General features: G+C 37.3%; 19 protein-coding genes. 10 read left to right on the top strand and 9 right to left on the bottom strand.

Annotated features, from left to right (window positions below; all coding sequences use genetic code 11):
- The first annotated feature begins 91 nt into the window (after positions 1–91).
- The 4 genes from AC1DEF_RS19315 (at position 92) to bioA (ending at position 4,335) form a co-directional block, all read left to right on the top strand.
- On the top strand, positions 92–1,528 hold the full coding sequence (locus AC1DEF_RS19315) for an amino acid permease (protein ID WP_074893939.1): 1,437 nt from the start codon (positions 92–94) through the stop codon (positions 1,526–1,528).
- A gap of 136 nt (positions 1,529–1,664) precedes the next feature.
- The gene (locus AC1DEF_RS19310) at positions 1,665–2,228 is read left to right on the top strand and encodes a biotin transporter BioY (RefSeq protein WP_028407561.1); all 564 of its coding nucleotides are present in this window, start codon (positions 1,665–1,667) and stop codon (positions 2,226–2,228) included.
- A gap of 30 nt (positions 2,229–2,258) precedes the next feature.
- On the top strand, positions 2,259–2,981 hold the full coding sequence (bioD, locus tag AC1DEF_RS19305) for a dethiobiotin synthase (RefSeq protein ID WP_013055537.1): 723 nt from the start codon (positions 2,259–2,261) through the stop codon (positions 2,979–2,981).
- Positions 2,962–4,335, top strand: coding sequence for an adenosylmethionine--8-amino-7-oxononanoate transaminase (gene bioA / locus AC1DEF_RS19300; protein WP_043980301.1), 1,374 nt, complete (start codon positions 2,962–2,964; stop codon positions 4,333–4,335). The genes bioD and bioA overlap by 20 nt, the downstream gene beginning before the upstream one ends.
- 158 nt (positions 4,336–4,493) lie before the next feature.
- Here bioA and AC1DEF_RS19295 read toward each other — a convergent pair whose 3' ends face one another.
- The gene (locus AC1DEF_RS19295) at positions 4,494–4,676 is read right to left on the bottom strand and encodes a YolD-like family protein (RefSeq protein ID WP_013081858.1); all 183 of its coding nucleotides are present in this window, start codon (positions 4,674–4,676) and stop codon (positions 4,494–4,496) included.
- 375 nt (positions 4,677–5,051) lie between these two features.
- On the opposite strand from AC1DEF_RS19295, the gene AC1DEF_RS19290 reads away from it, so the two are divergent.
- Both AC1DEF_RS19290 and AC1DEF_RS19285 read left to right on the top strand, forming a co-directional pair.
- Positions 5,052–5,717 carry a TerC family protein gene (locus AC1DEF_RS19290; protein WP_016763134.1) on the top strand — a complete coding sequence of 222 codons (666 nt, stop codon included), beginning with the start codon at positions 5,052–5,054 and terminating at the stop codon, positions 5,715–5,717.
- 126 nt (positions 5,718–5,843) lie between these two features.
- Positions 5,844–5,981, top strand: coding sequence for a hypothetical protein (locus AC1DEF_RS19285; protein WP_165802478.1), 138 nt, complete (start codon positions 5,844–5,846; stop codon positions 5,979–5,981).
- 75 nt (positions 5,982–6,056) lie between these two features.
- Here the strand turns inward: AC1DEF_RS19285 and AC1DEF_RS19280 are convergent, their stop codons facing one another.
- Complete coding sequence (locus AC1DEF_RS19280; RefSeq protein ID WP_013081860.1) at positions 6,057–7,325, bottom strand: dicarboxylate/amino acid:cation symporter; 1,269 nt, start codon at positions 7,323–7,325, stop codon at positions 6,057–6,059.
- A 146-nt stretch (positions 7,326–7,471) separates the two neighbouring features.
- Complete coding sequence (locus AC1DEF_RS19275) at positions 7,472–8,530, bottom strand: DctP family TRAP transporter solute-binding subunit (RefSeq protein ID WP_043980297.1); 1,059 nt, start codon at positions 8,528–8,530, stop codon at positions 7,472–7,474.
- A gap of 108 nt (positions 8,531–8,638) precedes the next feature.
- On the opposite strand from AC1DEF_RS19275, the gene AC1DEF_RS19270 reads away from it, so the two are divergent.
- The 4 genes from AC1DEF_RS19270 to gdh all read left to right on the top strand — a co-directional run bounded on the left by AC1DEF_RS19270 (position 8,639) and on the right by gdh (position 12,789).
- Complete coding sequence (locus AC1DEF_RS19270) at positions 8,639–10,207, top strand: ATP-binding protein (protein ID WP_097824261.1); 1,569 nt, start codon at positions 8,639–8,641, stop codon at positions 10,205–10,207.
- Between the two features lie 12 nt (positions 10,208–10,219).
- A complete protein-coding gene (locus AC1DEF_RS19265; RefSeq protein ID WP_043980293.1) occupies positions 10,220–10,906 on the top strand; it encodes a response regulator in 687 nt (228 codons plus the stop codon).
- Between the two features lie 219 nt (positions 10,907–11,125).
- Positions 11,126–11,986: a RhaT/GlcU family sugar-proton symporter gene (locus tag AC1DEF_RS19260; RefSeq protein WP_028407570.1), complete on the top strand. Its 861-nt coding sequence runs from the start codon at positions 11,126–11,128 to the stop codon at positions 11,984–11,986.
- A gap of 17 nt (positions 11,987–12,003) precedes the next feature.
- On the top strand, positions 12,004–12,789 hold the full coding sequence (gene gdh, locus AC1DEF_RS19255) for a glucose 1-dehydrogenase (RefSeq protein WP_043980290.1): 786 nt from the start codon (positions 12,004–12,006) through the stop codon (positions 12,787–12,789).
- A 32-nt stretch (positions 12,790–12,821) separates the two neighbouring features.
- On the opposite strand, the gene AC1DEF_RS19250 is transcribed toward gdh, so the two are convergent.
- From AC1DEF_RS19250 to AC1DEF_RS19225, 6 genes are all read right to left on the bottom strand, one after another.
- Positions 12,822–13,400, bottom strand: coding sequence for a ferric reductase-like transmembrane domain-containing protein (locus tag AC1DEF_RS19250; protein ID WP_097824260.1), 579 nt, complete (start codon positions 13,398–13,400; stop codon positions 12,822–12,824).
- Positions 13,375–14,298 carry an FAD:protein FMN transferase gene (locus tag AC1DEF_RS19245; protein WP_097824259.1) on the bottom strand — a complete coding sequence of 308 codons (924 nt, stop codon included), beginning with the start codon at positions 14,296–14,298 and terminating at the stop codon, positions 13,375–13,377. The genes AC1DEF_RS19250 and AC1DEF_RS19245 overlap by 26 nt, the downstream gene beginning before the upstream one ends.
- Before the next feature lie 12 nt (positions 14,299–14,310).
- On the bottom strand, positions 14,311–14,778 hold the full coding sequence (locus AC1DEF_RS19240; RefSeq protein ID WP_318331002.1) for a hypothetical protein: 468 nt from the start codon (positions 14,776–14,778) through the stop codon (positions 14,311–14,313).
- Positions 14,779–14,912: 134 nt separating this feature from the next.
- Positions 14,913–15,383 (bottom strand): DUF2178 domain-containing protein, encoded by a 471-nt coding sequence (locus tag AC1DEF_RS19235; protein ID WP_013081869.1) that lies wholly within the window; start codon positions 15,381–15,383, stop codon positions 14,913–14,915.
- The gene (locus AC1DEF_RS19230; RefSeq protein WP_013081870.1) at positions 15,373–15,591 is read right to left on the bottom strand and encodes a helix-turn-helix transcriptional regulator; all 219 of its coding nucleotides are present in this window, start codon (positions 15,589–15,591) and stop codon (positions 15,373–15,375) included. The genes AC1DEF_RS19235 and AC1DEF_RS19230 overlap by 11 nt, the downstream gene beginning before the upstream one ends.
- A gap of 148 nt (positions 15,592–15,739) precedes the next feature.
- Positions 15,740–15,940 (bottom strand): YolD-like family protein, encoded by a 201-nt coding sequence (locus tag AC1DEF_RS19225; RefSeq protein WP_370881275.1) that lies wholly within the window; start codon positions 15,938–15,940, stop codon positions 15,740–15,742.
- Positions 15,941–16,013: the final 73 nt, after the last annotated feature.

Genomic DNA, 16,013 nt, shown 5'->3' with positions numbered 1-16,013 from the left:
TGTAAGTAAATATGCATAGAAAACAAAGGTTTATTAATTTTTTTCTAGGTAATATCTCGTAATAAATAGGTTGAAAGGAAATGTCGTTAATATGATAGAAGGACAACAGCAAACAAATGAATTAAAAAAGACGATGAAAAGCAGACATTTGTTTATGATTTCGCTCGGCGGGGTTATCGGTACAGGTTTCTTTTTAGGAACAGGATACACGATTAGCCAAGCAGGAGCGATTGGAGCTATCCTTTCGTTTATCGTAGGTGGCTTCATTATGTACTTAACAATGCTTTGCTTAGGGGAACTTGCAGTAGCAATGCCAGTTTCCGGTTCGTTTCAGACATATACAACAAAATTTATTGGCCCTGGTGTTGGTTTCGCTTTTGGATGGTTATATTGGTTGGGCTGGGCTGTAACGGTTGCATTAGAATTTTTGTCAGCAGGTCAGCTTATGCAAAGATGGTTTCCTGATTCTCCTGTATGGATCTGGTGTGCTATATTTGCCCTTTTATTATTCTCATTAAATGCACTGTCAGCTAAAGCGTTTGGTGAAGCGGAGTTTTGGTTTGCCAGCATTAAAGTGTTAGCTATTATTTTATTTATCGTGCTTGGTGGAGCTGCTATGTTTGGTTTTCTTCCATTAAGTAATGGAGACAGCGCACCGCTTTTCTCTAATTATACAGCTCACGGTGTGTTTCCTCACGGAATTAGTGCCGTGTTGATTACCATGATTACAGTTAACTTTTCATTCCAAGGCACGGAGCTTATTGGTGTAGCGGCTGGGGAAAGTGAAAACCCAGACAAGACTGTACCAAGAGCAATTAAACAAACGGTATGGAGAACGCTTGTATTTTTTGTACTAGCTGTAGCTGTCTTAGCGGGTATGATTCCGCTTGAAAAAGCAGGTGTAGTTGAGAGTCCATTTGTTGTTGTATTTGACCAAATTGGTATTCCATATGCAGCAGATATTATGAACTTTGTTATCCTAACGGCACTGTTATCTGTAGCTAACTCAGGTCTTTATGCAGCAACGCGTATGCTGTATTCATTGTCAAAAGATAACATGGCAAGTTCAGCTTTCATGAAAGTAAATAAACGCGGTGTGCCGATGAATGCCCTGCTTTTAACATTAGGCATTGCGCTTTTATCTTTACTTTCAGGATTCTTTGCTCAAGAAACAGTATTTGTATGGCTCATTTCTGCAGCGGGTTTAGGTGCACAAATTGGCTGGATTACCATTGCTGCATCACTGCTTGCATTTAGAAAAAGATATATAAATCAAGGAGGGCAAATCGAGGATTTAAAATTTAAAGTCCCTCTTTACCCATTATTACCTTTAATCGCATTAGTATTAAATACAATCGTATTGGGAAGCATGGCATTTGATGCAGAACAGCGAATGGCACTGTATGTCGGTATTCCACTAGCGCTGCTGTTTTATGCTTATTATCACGCACGTGTAAAAAAGAAAGTTGATTTATCTATCAGCCGTCAAGAAGTGCAGCTTAAAGACGACAAAAAAGTAATTTTATAAAAATCAAAAGACGCAAAAGCCCAGGTTTTTGCGTCTTTTTTTATTGTTTATTTGTAAACTTAAAATAAAATTAAGTTGACAAATAAAAAGAAATTATTGCAAACTTAAAGCAACGACAAGAGAAAGGAGGGTGAATATGAAACCGAAAACAATGGCGTATGTTTCCTTATTTGCAGCTTTAACGGCGATTGGTGCATTTATAAAAATTCCTATTCCCTACATACCGTTTACTCTTCAAATTGTTCCTGTTTATTTAGCCGGTGCGCTGTTAGGTCCGCGTTTAGGTTTGTATAGTCAGCTATGCTACATAGGTATTGGGTTAATCGGTGTTCCGGTTTTTGCAGAAGGAGGAGGTTTAGGGTATATCTTCAAACCAACGTTTGGCTATTTAATTGGCTATGCTATGGGTGCATTTATGAACGGCTACCTTATTCAAAAATATGACTTAAAGAAACCTTTTTCTATTTTTTTAGCTAATTTATCTACGTTAGCTATTGTGTACGCAGTCGGCTGCTTCTGGCTTTACGGAGCAATGAAATGGATAATTGAAAAGCCTCTTTCACTGAGTGATACACTTCTTTTTGGAGCTGTTTTGCCAATGCCTGGAGATCTTTTGTTATGTATTTTATGTTCAGTGCTGATTCACCGAATGCAGCCTCAATTTAGTCGTTTGTCATCAAAGCGGGTCAAAGCGGGGTAACTAAGACATAGAAAAAAAGGAGAGAAAAAAATGGGCAAAGCGTATTTTATTACGGGAACTGGAACAGATATTGGAAAAACCCTGGTTACAAGTATTTTGTATAAAGTACTTGGTCGTCTAGGAATAAAAACGACAATTTGCAAACCATTTCAAACCGGCTACCAAGACGAAATTGGAGGTTATCCGGATATTCACTGGTTTGAAACAAGGCTCGGAGTAGCAGATACGGGTATTTATCAGTTAAAGCCGGAGACGTCTCCTCATTTGGCTATTGCACTGAGCAACAAGCAAGTAGAGCCTTCAATCGTCTTAAAACGCATTAATGAATTAAAAAAGAAATTTGATGTAGTGCTCGTGGAAGGAGCAGGAGGCCTTGCCGTACCTTTAATTGAGGAGGAAACAACGTTCTATATGACAAAAGATTTGATCATAGATGCACAAATGCCGGTTATTGCTGTTGGAACAACGGGATTAGGAGCTATTCACGATGCGCTTTCTACCTTTTCATATGCAAGTGAGCATCACCTTAAAATCAACGGACTCATTTTTAATCGTTTTAATCACAGCAGTATCATTCATAACGATAATGTTCGAACGATTGAAAAGCTGCTTCAAATATCATCTTTAATGACCGTTCCAGTATTCACACATATCGATGAAGAGTTAGATGCATATATTGAGAAAATGATGAGGCAAAAAAGTGTTATTCAACATATTCAGGAGGTGTTTGACTGTGCCGTATCAAAAAGCTGAGCTGGAGAAATGGGATAAAGAATATGTATGGCATCCGTTTACGCAAATGAAAGCTTACCGTCAATCAAATCCTCTTATTATTGAAAGAGGAGAAGGAAGCTATTTATATGATGTAGAGGGAAACAAATATTTAGACGGATACGCTTCTCTATGGGTGAACGTGCATGGACATAATGATCCGGAATTAAATACAGCTTTACATATACAAGTGGAAAAATTAGCGCATTCTACGCTGCTTGGATCCGCAAACGTTCCATCTATTTTGTTAGCCAAAAAGTTAGCGGAAATTACTCCTGGCAGCTTATCGAAAGTCTTCTACTCTGATACAGGCTCCGCCGCTGTCGAAATTGCGTTGAAAATTGCCTATCAATATTGGCAAAATCTCGACTCTGTAAAGTACAAAAACAAAAGTAAATTTATCTCATTGAATGAGGCATATCACGGAGATACAATTGGGGCAGTCAGTGTGGGAGGCATGGATTTATTTCATCGCATCTTTAAGCCTTTGCTGTTTGAACGAATTCCCACACCTTCTCCTTATACTTACCGTATGGAAGGATTTGAAACGGAAGAGCAAGCTTCAGCTTACTGTATTCACCAGCTAGAGAAGCTCTTGCAGAACAAAGGGGAAGAAGTAGCTGGGTTGATTATTGAACCGCTTGTGCAAGGAGCAGCGGGTATTATTACACATCCTCCCGGTTTTTTAAAACAAGTAGAGCTGCTGTGCAAAGCGTACGGGGTATTGCTGATTTGTGACGAAGTAGCAGTTGGATTTGGACGAACAGGAACGCTGTTTGCATGTGAACAAGAAGATGTTGTACCGGATATTATGTGTGTAGGAAAAGGGATAACAGGAGGGTATATGCCGCTTGCGGCTACGTTAACAAGCGAAAAGATATTTAATGCTTTTTTAGCTCATCCAGATGAAAATAAAACCTTCTTTCATGGACATACGTATACGGGAAATCAATTAGCCTGTACAGTAGCGCTTAGAAATATTGAACTGATAGAAGAAAGAGAATTAATCCGTAGTGTAAAAGAAAAGGAAAAAGTTTTTAAACGTTATCTATTAAAGCTTTATGAGCTGCCTAACGTGGGAGACATTAGACAAAGAGGATTAATGGCAGGAATCGAAGTTGTGAAAGACCGCCAAACAAAGTCTATTTTTGAAGATAAAAAAGTGATGGGAGACATCATTTTAGCGGCTCGCCAAAAAGGTTTAATTATTAGAGAGCTAGGTCCTGTGATTACGATGATGCCTATTCTTTCAATGACAAACGAAGAATTAAAAACAATGGTTGAAATTGTATATGAATCAATTAAAGAAGTAATTGCACGTCATACAGTGAGTTAAATAAAAAGATGATAGGACAAAAGTATTTTATGTTAAAAAAAGATCCGAACGATAAAGCGTTCGGATCTTTTTATGGTTATGGTAACGTGAATGTACTCTATTTAGCTGCTTCTAGCGGTTGATTGGTGTAGTTATCTCTCAATCTCTTCTTTTTTTTATCAATAAATATTTTTAATACTTGATAGGCGAAGTGATCGTACATGCTGATTTTCATCTTTTAATAGAAGAGTTTGTTCGAGTAAGTTTAAGTTTTGAATATAACCTTTTACTGTTTGAACAAAACCGTTGTTTTGATAGTTAATAGTTAATAATTTATTTGTTTTTAGCGCTTTTAAAATCATACCTATTTTCTCCTTTCTTATATCGTAGCTGACGAAAAACTACAAAATAACGAAGAAGCATTGGAGGCTTGTATTATTTATAAAGTCACTCTATTTTTTATAAATGCTCTCCTGCTATTAATAGTAGAGAGTGATGGTGAAAAATAGATGAAAGATAAAGGATAAGGTTTGATTTATTGTAATGAACTGACTTTTCCTTTACAAATACCTATTTCAAATTTCTTTTTAGTGATAAAATACTGTTAGTGAAATAACTACTTCTCTCCATTAAAGGGTAAGAACGGGTTATGTTGATAGAGTTTTAGTTCTCTATTTCTAGTAATGAAATAAGAGATAGAGAAATAGGCTAATAAAAATCAATCAAGGAGTTTTTTTATGGATCAGAGTTTTATTTTAAATCTTTTAGAAATTTTACTGATTAACATTGTACTGAGTGGCGATAACGCAGTCGTGATTGCTTTAGCTTGTCGGAATCTTCCGGACGAGCATCGAAACAAAGCGGTTGTTTTCGGTACATTAGGAGCGGTTGTACTACGTGTAGGGCTAACATTTGTCGCTGTATATTTATTAACAATTCCATTTTTAAATTTCATCGGAGGCCTGCTTCTTCTATGGATTGCTATTAGTCTTTTAAAAGGTGAAGATGATGGAGATATTAAAGCGAATTCAACTCTAGCAGGTGCTATTAAAACAATTATTATAGCGGATCTTGTTATGAGTTTAGATAACGTAGTAGCGGTTGCGGGTGCGGCTAACGGCAATATTCTACTCATTATCCTTGGTCTTGTTATCAGCATTCCGTTAATCATTTGGGGAAGTCAGCTTTTAATGAAAATTATGGAAAAATTCCCGATTATCATCATTGCCGGAGCAGCGCTTCTTGGCTATACTGCTGGTGAAATGATCTTTAAAGACAAAGCGGTGGGACACGTATTAGAAGGGTTGAATCCGCATTTGCATACGATTATTCCTATTTTGTTAGCTATTTTAGTTGTGGTTGTTGGGAAACTTAGCGGACGTTCTAAAAAAGAAACGCATTAATCCTAAAAAAAGTTTGGGACAAAAGTATTTAAGATGAAGTGAAAAACGAACCACTAATCAATTTTGATTAGTGGTTCGTTTTTTTGTGGTGAACGTAGGCTTCATTTGTTTAGATCCTTCTAGCAGTTGATTGGAGGACAAGGCGAAGACTCCTGCGGGAAAAGCGGAACAGATGAGACCCCACAGGAGCGTACGCGACGAGGAGGCTCATCGGCCGCCCGCGGAAAGCGAAGTCTTGTACGGAAATCAACTGCGGTGTCATAAGCGGTTCAGCTCATGTATCCCATTTATTCGTCTTTAGATTGGATTCATTTCGCTATGTCTCAACTTCTTTTTTTATTACTTAGCTAATGGAGGTGCGGAATTAACATCTTGTACTGTTTCTACAGGAGGATGAAATTCATTTTCCATTTTCGATACAACTACAGTTGCTACACCATTTCCAATTAAGTTTGTAATGGCACGAGCTTCCGACATAAAGCGGTCTACCCCAATTAACAGCGCGATTCCTTCAACTGGAATCATCGGAAATGCAGCAAGCGTAGCTGCTAGTGTAATAAATCCAGAGCCAGTAACTCCGGCAGCTCCTTTAGACGTTAGCATTAAAATACCAAGTAGCGTAATCTCTTGCATTAACGACAGATCGACTCCATACGCTTGAGCGATAAAGATAGCAGCCATGGATAAGTAGATTGCTGTTCCATCTAGGTTAAATGAGTAACCAGTTGGAATGACAAGTCCTACTACAGATTTTGAACATCCGTACTTCTCCATTTTGTCCATCATTTTTGGCAGTGCAGATTCCGAAGAAGACGTACCTAATACAAGTAGAATTTCTTCTTTAATAAAAGCAATGAATTTAAAAATATTAAATCCATAAATCTTAGCAATGGTTCCAAGTACAAATACAATAAATAAGAACATAGTAATGTAAACAGATCCCATTAAGAAACCGAGTTTTTGAAGAGAGCCTATTCCAAAGTTACCGATCGTATAAGCCATCGCTCCAAACGCCGCAATAGGTGAAAGTTTCATAATCATATTAACAATGCCAAAGAAAATATCTGTACAGCGTTCAAAGAATGTAATGACAGGAGCCGCTTTTTCGCCGAGTGTAGCTGTAGCCATTCCAAATAGTACGGCAAAGAATAAGATTGGCAATAATTCACCATTTGCCATTGCGCCAAATACGCTGTCTGGAATAATTCCCATGATAAACTCCATAAAGCCATGCTCCGCTTCAGCTGCTTGCTGCGTATATTGAGTAACATCAGCTCCGCTTGCGCCATTGATATTAAAGCCAGCCCCAGGTTTGATAAAGTTTACAACGATAATTCCAATTGCTAAGGCAAAAGTAGTGACAATCTCAAAGTATAAAAGAGCTTTACCTCCAATTCGTCCCACTTTCTTTAAATCTCCCATGCTTCCGATACCGATGACCACTGTTAAGAAAATAATTGGGGCAATTACCATCTTAATTAATTTAATGAAGATATCAGCCAATACTTTTAATTTGGCTCCAAATTCAGGAAACATGAAGCCAATTGCAATACCGAGAAGGATACCGATAACAACTTGAACAGTTAGATTTTTAAAACTTAATTTCATACGTAATGCTCCTTTCGAGAATGTTTTTTGTTAACGCTTACATTATTCTTATCCTTATATTAACTGATAATTTTAACTATTTATATTTCTGGTGATAATGTTCTTTTTGGTCATTTTGGTCAAAAAAAGTGATGAACATATAGTCATCACTTTTTGCTTTCGATATTTTTTATTTGTTGAATGATATCAAGCGTTTGTTTTGTTGCATTGTTTTCAAACGATTGATAAAGAGAGCTAAACTGTTTTTTCCATTCGGATTTTTGTAAATCATTTAAGTAATAAACGCGCATGCCAGACTTATTTTTTATTTGCTGCAGCTGTTCATCGTTCATCATTTTTGATTGAGTCCAAATCCAGTTAGTTGTTTCTACCATTGCATCACTTAATAGTTGTTTTACATCTTCAGGGAGGCTGTCCCAATACTTTTCATCCATTAAAACAGCGTAGCCCAAGTATCCATGGTTGCTGATGGTCATATATTTTTGCAGCTCGTACAAACGTTTTGAATAAATATTAGAAATGGTATTTTCCTGTCCATCAAATTCCTGTCGTTCAAGGGATTGATATACTTTATTAAACGAGACAGCCTGAGGCTTGGCGCCAAGAAGTTCGAATTGTTTTTTGATTACTTCACTTGGCATAATGCGAAACGTTTGACCTTGAAAATCTGCTGGATGGAGCAAAGGTTTCGTATTGCTAGTCATTTGTTTAAAGCCGTTGCTCCATAAAGCAAGCCCTTTAATGTTTTTCTCTTGCAGCGTACTCAACAAATCCTGTCCGATTTTACCGGTAAACACTTGTTTTGCTTCGCTGTAATCATCGAAAATGAAGGGAAGATCAAAAAGCTGCCACGTAGGGGAGAGGTCGCTTAGCTTTGAAATGGAAGGTGCAATCATTTGTACATCATTTCGGCGAAGGGCGGCAAGTTCTTCGTCGTCTGAATACAATACGCCGTTTGAATATACTTCAATTTTAACTTTACCATCCGATTTTTGATTAACGATTTCAGCAAATTTTTGAGCGGCTAAGCCTTTTGGAGTATTTTCAGCTACCACGTGGCTAAAATTAATCACAATTTGCTTATTTAATCCTTTTTGCTCATCGTCATGATACACATTATCCTGATTTATAACCGTATACTGCAAAAAAACATAGATCATCAAGAAAACGCTAACAATGATACTTGCCCCTATAAACATCTTCAAAATGTCCAACCCCGCGATTCAATAATTTTTCTCTACAAATATTCTAACACGCAATTTCTCAACGTGGTAAAATTAAAATAAACTTCAATCAGCAGTAGGTGTTCCGCTATGATGCGCTTATCGATGCAAACGAAAATGACGGGGTTAATCTTTTTTATCGTGGCCTTTTCGTTGTTTTTAGCAAGTATCGTGGTGATTAATAATTTTGTACAGTCAAAAGAAAATGATTTAGAGCAGAGGGCTTTAATCACTTCGAGAACAGTTGCTGAAATGCCTGAAATTCGAGAAAAAATTGAAAAAGATAGTAAGAACATTAATCAAATTGTAGAGCCGATTCGCATTATTCACGGTGCTTATTATGTAGTGGTTATGAATATGAATCATGAACGTTTGTCTCACCCTTTGCAAAGCATGATTGGAGAAATCTCTAAAGGAGATGATGAGGGACAGGCGTTTGCAGAACATACCTATACCGATAAAGCAAAAGGAGAAGGCGGAATGGTCATTCGCTCTTTTGTGCCCGTTGTAAACGATCAGCATGAACAAGTAGGAGTGGTTGTCTCAGGCTATCTTCTTCCGAAATTTACAGAGGTCATTTTAAGTTTAAAAAAAGAAATCTTTCTTATCTCAGGTCTTGCTCTTTTTTTTGGAGGATGGGGAGCGTGGGCGCTTGCATCTCGTATCAAAAAAGAGATGTTTGAGCTTGAACCTCATGAAATTGCTCGTTTGTTCGTAGAACGAACGGAGACCTTTAATGCCATGCATGAAGGAGTCATTGCCATTGATAAAGAGGAGAACATCACTATTTTTAATCATAAAGCGAAAATTATGATGGAGGTACCCGATGAAGTAATTGGAAAAAAGATCTATGATGTGATTCCAGATACAAGGCTTCCAGAAATTCTGCAGCTTAATCAGCCTGTTTATAATCGAGAGCTTCAAGTTCGAAATTTGAATATTTTAAGCAATCGTGTGCCGATTAAAGTTAATAATCACACAGTCGGTGCGGTCGCTATTTTTCAAGACAGAACGGAAGTTAAAAAATTAGCTGAAGAGTTAACAGGAGTTAAATCATTTGTAAGCGCTCTTAGAGTTCAAAACCATGAATACATGAATAAACTTCATACGATTGCAGGGCTTATCCAACTTGGAAATAAAGACAAGGCTCTTCAGTATGTTTTTCAAGTGTCTGAACAGCAAGAAGAGCTCACCCAATTTCTTCATAAGCATATTAAAGATGAAAGTATATCGGGATTGCTGTTGAGCAAAGTCAGCCGTGCCAAAGAACTTGGAATTGAGTTAGCTATCGATCGCCACAGCGAGCTTCACTCATTTCCTCCTTACTTAGATCATCATGATTTTGTGATTATTATTGGTAACTTAATTGAGAACGCTTTTGATTCGTATCAACATATGGAGCGTCGTGAACGGAAGATCTATATAAGTATGGAACAAAATGACGGCATTCTTTCTATATTAGTTGAAGATAACGGGTGTGGTATGAATGAGGATCAAGTAGCGAGAATCTTTGATGAAGGTTTTTCAACCAAAGCAAAGGAAAATAGAGGAATTGGCTTGCATTTAGTAAAACAAATTGTTGAAAAAGGAAACGGTCAGATCGAAGTAGAGTCAGAATTAGATGTTGGAACGACTTTTATCATTACATTCTTTTTATAGGGGGAGTGGGAAATGAATAAAAAAGAATGGACCGTGCTTCTCATAGAAGACGATCCTATGGTACAAGAAGTGAACCGCCAATTTATTGAACAAGTTGAAGGGTTCATCGTCATCGCTGCAGCTTCGAATGGTTTAGAGGGGGTACAGCTCATTAAAAAACATCAGCCTGATTTAACGATTATTGATATGTATATGCCTAGTCAAGATGGCTTAACTACCTTACAGCAAATTCGAGCAAATGGCTATAAAACAGACGTGATAGCAGTTACGGCTGCAAGTGATATTGAAACCGTACGCAAAGTTCTTCAATATGGCGCTGTGGATTATATTATGAAACCGTTCAAGTTTGAACGAATGAAGCAAGCACTTGAGCAGTATCGTTCGTTTCAAGTTAAAATAAGTCAAAAAGAACATATTACTCAGTCTGAATTAGATTCTATGCTGTTTCAGCAATTCGAAGAAAAAGCCGATTTGCTTCCAAAAGGGCTAAATGCGGTTACGCTAAGGAGGATACAACAATATCTTTCCGAACAAAATCATCCAATTTCTGCTGAAGAAGTAGCGGACGGTGTAGGAATTGCGCGTGTTACAGCAAGAAGGTATTTAGAGTTTTTAGAACAGGAAAACGAGCTGAAATTATCAGTTGAATACGGCAGAGTGGGGAGACCTATTAATCGCTATATGTTAAAAATAAATTAAATGATACAGAACAGCTTTTATTTGGAAAAGCTGTTTTTTTGCGTTAGAAAGTATATCTTTTTCTCTCCTAGAACAAATTAAGGTATACAGTTTTCGCTATCCAAAGAATATTTCGTGCGGTCATTAATTCATAAAATGTCCCTGAAAAAGGATTAATGGCGGAAAAATTGGGGAATATGCACTTTGACATTTAATTTTAGCACAGGAAGGTTTTGAAACATGGACATATTTTTAGCTGTCTTACCAGCCATATTTTGGGGAAGTATTGTGCTTTTCAATGTGAAACTAGGCGGAGGACCTTATAGTCAAACGCTTGGAACCACATTGGGAGCTTTGATTTTCTCCATCGGTATTTATATTTTTGTACACCCTACGCTTACACCTTTAATCTTTGGGGTTGGAGTTGTATCGGGGCTATTTTGGGCAGTTGGACAAAGTAATCAGCTGAAAAGTATTGATTTAATTGGAGTTTCTAAAACGATGCCTATTTCAACTGGGCTTCAGTTAGTTTCCACTTCATTATTTGGAGTAATTGTGTTTCACGAGTGGTCTACAAAAACTTCAATCATTCTTGGTGTGCTAGCTCTTATCTTTATTATTGTAGGGATTGTTTTAGCATCACTTCAAAGCAAAGAAGAGAAAGAGGCTGAAGAAGGAAAAGGAAACTTCAAAAAAGGAATTGTTATTTTATTAATTTCAACCGTTGGTTATTTAGTTTATGTTGTAGTAGCCCGTCTATTTAATGTAGACGGATGGTCGGCTTTATTACCTCAAGCGATTGGTATGGTTATTGGAGGAGTATTGCTGACGTTTAAGCATAAGCCATTTAATAAATATGCAATTCGCAACATTATCCCAGGTCTTATTTGGGCCGCTGGTAATATGTTTTTATTCATCTCACAACCTAAAGTAGGCGTAGCGACAAGCTTTTCGCTTTCCCAAATGGGAATCGTCATTTCAACATTAGGCGGGATCATTATTTTAGGTGAGAAGAAAACGAAGCGTCAGCTAGTTGGGATTATTATTGGAATTATACTGATCATCATAGCAGGAGTCATGTTAGGACTCGCCAAAAGCTAACTAGGAGGGTATTAACAATGTATAAAGATTTAGAAGGAAAAGTAGTTGTCATAACAGGTTCATCTACCGGTTTGGGAAAATCAATGGCGATTCGTTTTGCGACAGAAAAAGCCAAGGTAGTTGTGAATTATCGTTCGAAAGAAGAAGAAGCTAACAGCGTTTTAGAAGAAATTAAAAAAGTTGGCGGAGAGGCAATTGCCGTTAAAGGTGACGTAACAGTTGAGTCTGACGTGATCAATTTAGTTCAATCTGCTATTAAAGAATTTGGAAAGTTAGACGTTATGATTAATAACGCAGGAATGGAAAATCCGGTTTCATCTCATGAAATGTCTTTAAGCGATTGGAATAAAGTCATTGATACGAACTTAACGGGAGCATTTTTAGGCAGCCGTGAAGCGATTAAATATTTTGTGGAAAATGATATTAAGGGAACAGTTATTAACATGTCGAGTGTTCACGAGAAAATTCCTTGGCCATTATTTGTTCATTACGCAGCAAGTAAAGGCGGAATGAAGCTTATGACCGAAACACTTGCATTAGAATACGCTCCAAAAGGTATTCGTGTAAATAACATTGGACCGGGAGCGATTAATACACCGATTAACGCTGAGAAATTCGCTGATCCTGAGCAGCGTGCAGATGTAGAAAGCATGATTCCAATGGGATACATTGGAGAGCCGGAAGAAATTGCAGCGGTTGCTGCATGGCTAGCTTCTTCAGAGGCAAGTTATGTAACAGGGATTACACTCTTTGCTGACGGTGGTATGACACAGTACCCATCATTCCAAGCAGGACGCGGATAAGAAAAAACGCACTCTATGATAGAGTGCGTTTTTTAGTTTTCCTGAGCTTTTTTTTGGTTCTTAGTAGCTGACTGGTGTTGAAGTCGTAAAAAAAGCAAAATCAAAACGATGCAGCCAGTGATGCTGTACATCCCAAGAATAAGCGGTTGCTGTGTATCTGTTCCAGAAGTAATGCCGTGATACAGTGCGAGCAAATAGCCTGGAAAAGCAAGAAAATGAATGGCTTTCCATGTTTTTCTCCCCAGCTGTTTTATAAAATCGGATGTGATAATCAGTACGAATAAAATGTAGAGTGAAATAGTACCAAGACCTGTGCTAATTGGTTTGTAATCGGAAGTGAACGGAATTAAAATGTCAGAAAGTGAAAAATGAATCGATTGATCAAATGATAAAACAAGTCCGTGAATCATGCCAAATAATAATCCGAACCACCCTGATGATTGATGAACCAGCAAAAGCTGTTTTTTTCGTTTTGGTTTAAAAAATGAAAAGCTGTGAGAAATGCCAGCGGCAACCGATACAAACATGAGCAAATAAGAAGTTAAGCCGGCTGCCCGAATGGTATTCCAAACGGGAAAGTGGGCACTAAATTGCGCGAGGAGAGTAGCCATAATGGTATACCTGACCTTTCACATTTTTTTCGATTAACACTTCGCCTTCTTTTGTAACCGCAATTACCTCTAAAGAAGGGTGATGCATTTTAGCTAATCTTAATCCAGCGTCCCATCCGAGAATAAGCATGCATTTTGCATAGACTTCAGAAACGGTCAAGTCTTCTGAAACAACCGTTACTTGCAGAAGCTCTGATGAACTAGGCTTGCTGATTCTGCCATCAATAATATGATGGTGAGTGTGTCCGTTTACTTTCCACAATCGCTTGCCCACACTGCTTGTGGCAATGCCGCTGTTGCTCTTTACTTTAATACTCATGAGATTTTTTGATAAATCAAATGGATGAGAGAGCGCAATAGACCGGTGCTTGCTAGCAGGCCCCCACGTTACAATATCACCGCCTCCATCGATTGCACCAAGTGAAGTTCCTTTTTTCTTTAATTGATTCGCCATTTGCTGAATGCTCCAACCTTTTGCGATTCCGCCTAAATCCAGACCGACATTAGAAGCAAGCTGAATACTTCTCATTCCTTTGTGAATCATAATAGGGTTAACAGCATCAAAAGCTGCTACTTCTTGAGGAAGCTGATTGTTAGGCAGTTGTTCAAAGCTTTGGTCATATCCTAGAGTTTGAATAGAGTGATACAGAAATGGGTTGAAAATCCCGTTTGTCTCATTGTGATAGTAAGAGGCTGTTTTTACAGCTTCATACAACATTTTTGACGGTAAAAATAATCTTCCGTTCAGCGAATTAAGCTGTGAAAGCTCGCTTGTTGGAAGAAAGCGGCTTAGGGTTTCTTCTACAAGATAACACCAGCTCTCCACTTTTTGGCTGACAAGTGTTTCAAGCTCATATACATTAAATTCGGTATTCATTGCTTTAAATGAGTAGCTCATTATATCACATCCTTAAGAAGGTCTTGATTGCATAGAAGAATCATCGTTATTGCCCCAATTATCCTGACTATTTCCGGCATCATCATTAGACCACTGATCTTGCTGGCTACTTGAATCATCGTCTGACCACTGATCACTTTGCTCACTAGAACTGTCATTTGACCATTGATCTTGCCCGTTAGTTCCATTGTTCGTATTGGAACCAGATCCTGAATCTGGAAATATCTCCGTCTCATCTTCCGTTTGAGTTTGAGATGAATTATCGGCTGATGCATCGTTATTTAGTGCTGGAGCTGTTGAATTTGTTTGATCATATTTTTGAGAAAGTCCTATAAAAGTGGTAAATGCAGCAACGCTCGATAAACCAACCATCCATTTTGTCCATTTATTAGCTGCCATTGATATGCTCCTTTTATCTTTCATATTTTGCAACTGAACACTGAAGAAAAACTGCAGTGGAAGGTAACATACATCGTTCAATTGTTATAGTTCAATATAGACAGAAAAAATGAAAAAATAGTGAAATAGATGTAGGTCGGATTATTTTTGTGGGGGAATTCAGTGAATTATTAGATTAAAAAAGGGTTGTTCTTTTTAGAACAACCCTTTTTTAATCACCGATAAATCTTACTAATTGATACGTAATAAACCGTTAACTGTACAAGAGAAAGAAGCAAAAGAACGGCAATGGGATAGAAGCTAAAAGAATTAGGTAACAGCGGATAAAAAGCTATTAATATAGCACCTATAGGAATAGAAAATAGGAGGAAAACAAAGGCTTTTTTGCAAGCTTCTGCTGTTATCATCTTTTCACGTTCATCTTCTTCTGCAAATTCAAAAGGAAATAATAAAGGCGAAACGTTCTTCGTCTTTTTACGCGCGCGGTAGTAAAAAAATGAGACAATTAAAAGAACAATTAAAGAAGCAAAAGAGCCTATAGACATAGTAATTTCCCACGGAGGCTCAGGGTCGGTCATAACTTCACTAAATTGAATATTTAGGCTTAAAAAATCATATAAAAACCAACCTACGCACAACAGGGACACTACATTCAACAAATAAGATTTAATAACATTACTCAACATTTTTCTCCTCCTTTTGAAGTGTAAAAACATCTTCCATTTTTAATTGAAAGACATCACAAATTGTTAAACCAAGTAGTAGGGAAGGAACGTAATTTCCCTTTTCAATAGCTGCAATGGTTTGGCGAGTGGCTCCAACTTTTTCAGCTAAATCTCCTTGCGTATATCCATGTTTAGCTCTAAGCTCTTTTACGTGATTAATAAGAGTCAATATGATCACCCGCTGTCTTTTTAATGAATTTGTTAAGTTTATTTAACATTATGTAAAGTTAATTTAACACCAATTGTATAATTTTTCAATAGTTTATGGATAAAAAATACAAAAAAGATCCTAGAAGAATTCTTCAGGATCTTTTTTGTTAATAAATTTCTTTAATGCCAGACAAACGAATGGAAAAAATGTTTTGTTTTTCATCTCGTAGGGAGAGGGTTTGGTCGGTTAGGTTTAAATTTTGGATTTTTCCTTTGAAGGTTTGAAGCAGGCCATTTTCGTAATAATTCACGGTTACATGTTTGTTTTTCTTTAACGCTTTTAAAATCATTAATTCATCTCCTTTCATGTGTGCATCTGTTATGAAAAGAAAGCTGTGGCTTAAGCATAAGAATGTGGAGAATGCTCAAGGCAGAATTATT

The sequence above is a fragment of the Priestia sp. 10L35 genome, assembly GCF_056395685.1.
The sequence above is the reverse complement of the archived record's forward strand: the minus strand, read 5'-3'. Positions and strand labels throughout refer to the sequence as shown.

Bases quoted from the DNA above. Each gene is read 5' to 3' on its own strand.
- AC1DEF_RS19290 (WP_016763134.1), top strand. From the start codon at position 5,052: ATGGATCAGAGTTTTATTTTAAATCTTTTAGAAATTTTACTGATTAAC.
- bioD (WP_013055537.1), top strand. From the start codon at position 2,259: ATGGGCAAAGCGTATTTTATTACGGGAACTGGAACAGATATTGGAAAA.
- AC1DEF_RS19225 (WP_370881275.1), bottom strand. From the start codon at position 15,940: ATGAAAGGAGATGAATTAATGATTTTAAAAGCGTTAAAGAAAAACAAA.
- AC1DEF_RS19260 (WP_028407570.1), top strand. From the start codon at position 11,126: ATGGACATATTTTTAGCTGTCTTACCAGCCATATTTTGGGGAAGTATT.
- AC1DEF_RS19295 (WP_013081858.1), bottom strand. From the start codon at position 4,676: ATGATTTTAAAAGCGCTAAAAACAAATAAATTATTAACTATTAACTAT.
- AC1DEF_RS19310 (WP_028407561.1), top strand. From the start codon at position 1,665: ATGAAACCGAAAACAATGGCGTATGTTTCCTTATTTGCAGCTTTAACG.
- AC1DEF_RS19280 (WP_013081860.1), bottom strand. From the start codon at position 7,325: ATGAAATTAAGTTTTAAAAATCTAACTGTTCAAGTTGTTATCGGTATC.
- AC1DEF_RS19315 (WP_074893939.1), top strand. From the start codon at position 92: ATGATAGAAGGACAACAGCAAACAAATGAATTAAAAAAGACGATGAAA.
- AC1DEF_RS19235 (WP_013081869.1), bottom strand. From the start codon at position 15,383: ATGTTGAGTAATGTTATTAAATCTTATTTGTTGAATGTAGTGTCCCTG.
- AC1DEF_RS19250 (WP_097824260.1), bottom strand. From the start codon at position 13,400: ATGGCTACTCTCCTCGCGCAATTTAGTGCCCACTTTCCCGTTTGGAAT.
- gdh (WP_043980290.1), top strand. From the start codon at position 12,004: ATGTATAAAGATTTAGAAGGAAAAGTAGTTGTCATAACAGGTTCATCT.
- AC1DEF_RS19245 (WP_097824259.1), bottom strand. From the start codon at position 14,298: ATGAGCTACTCATTTAAAGCAATGAATACCGAATTTAATGTATATGAG.
- AC1DEF_RS19265 (WP_043980293.1), top strand. From the start codon at position 10,220: ATGAATAAAAAAGAATGGACCGTGCTTCTCATAGAAGACGATCCTATG.
- AC1DEF_RS19270 (WP_097824261.1), top strand. From the start codon at position 8,639: ATGATGCGCTTATCGATGCAAACGAAAATGACGGGGTTAATCTTTTTT.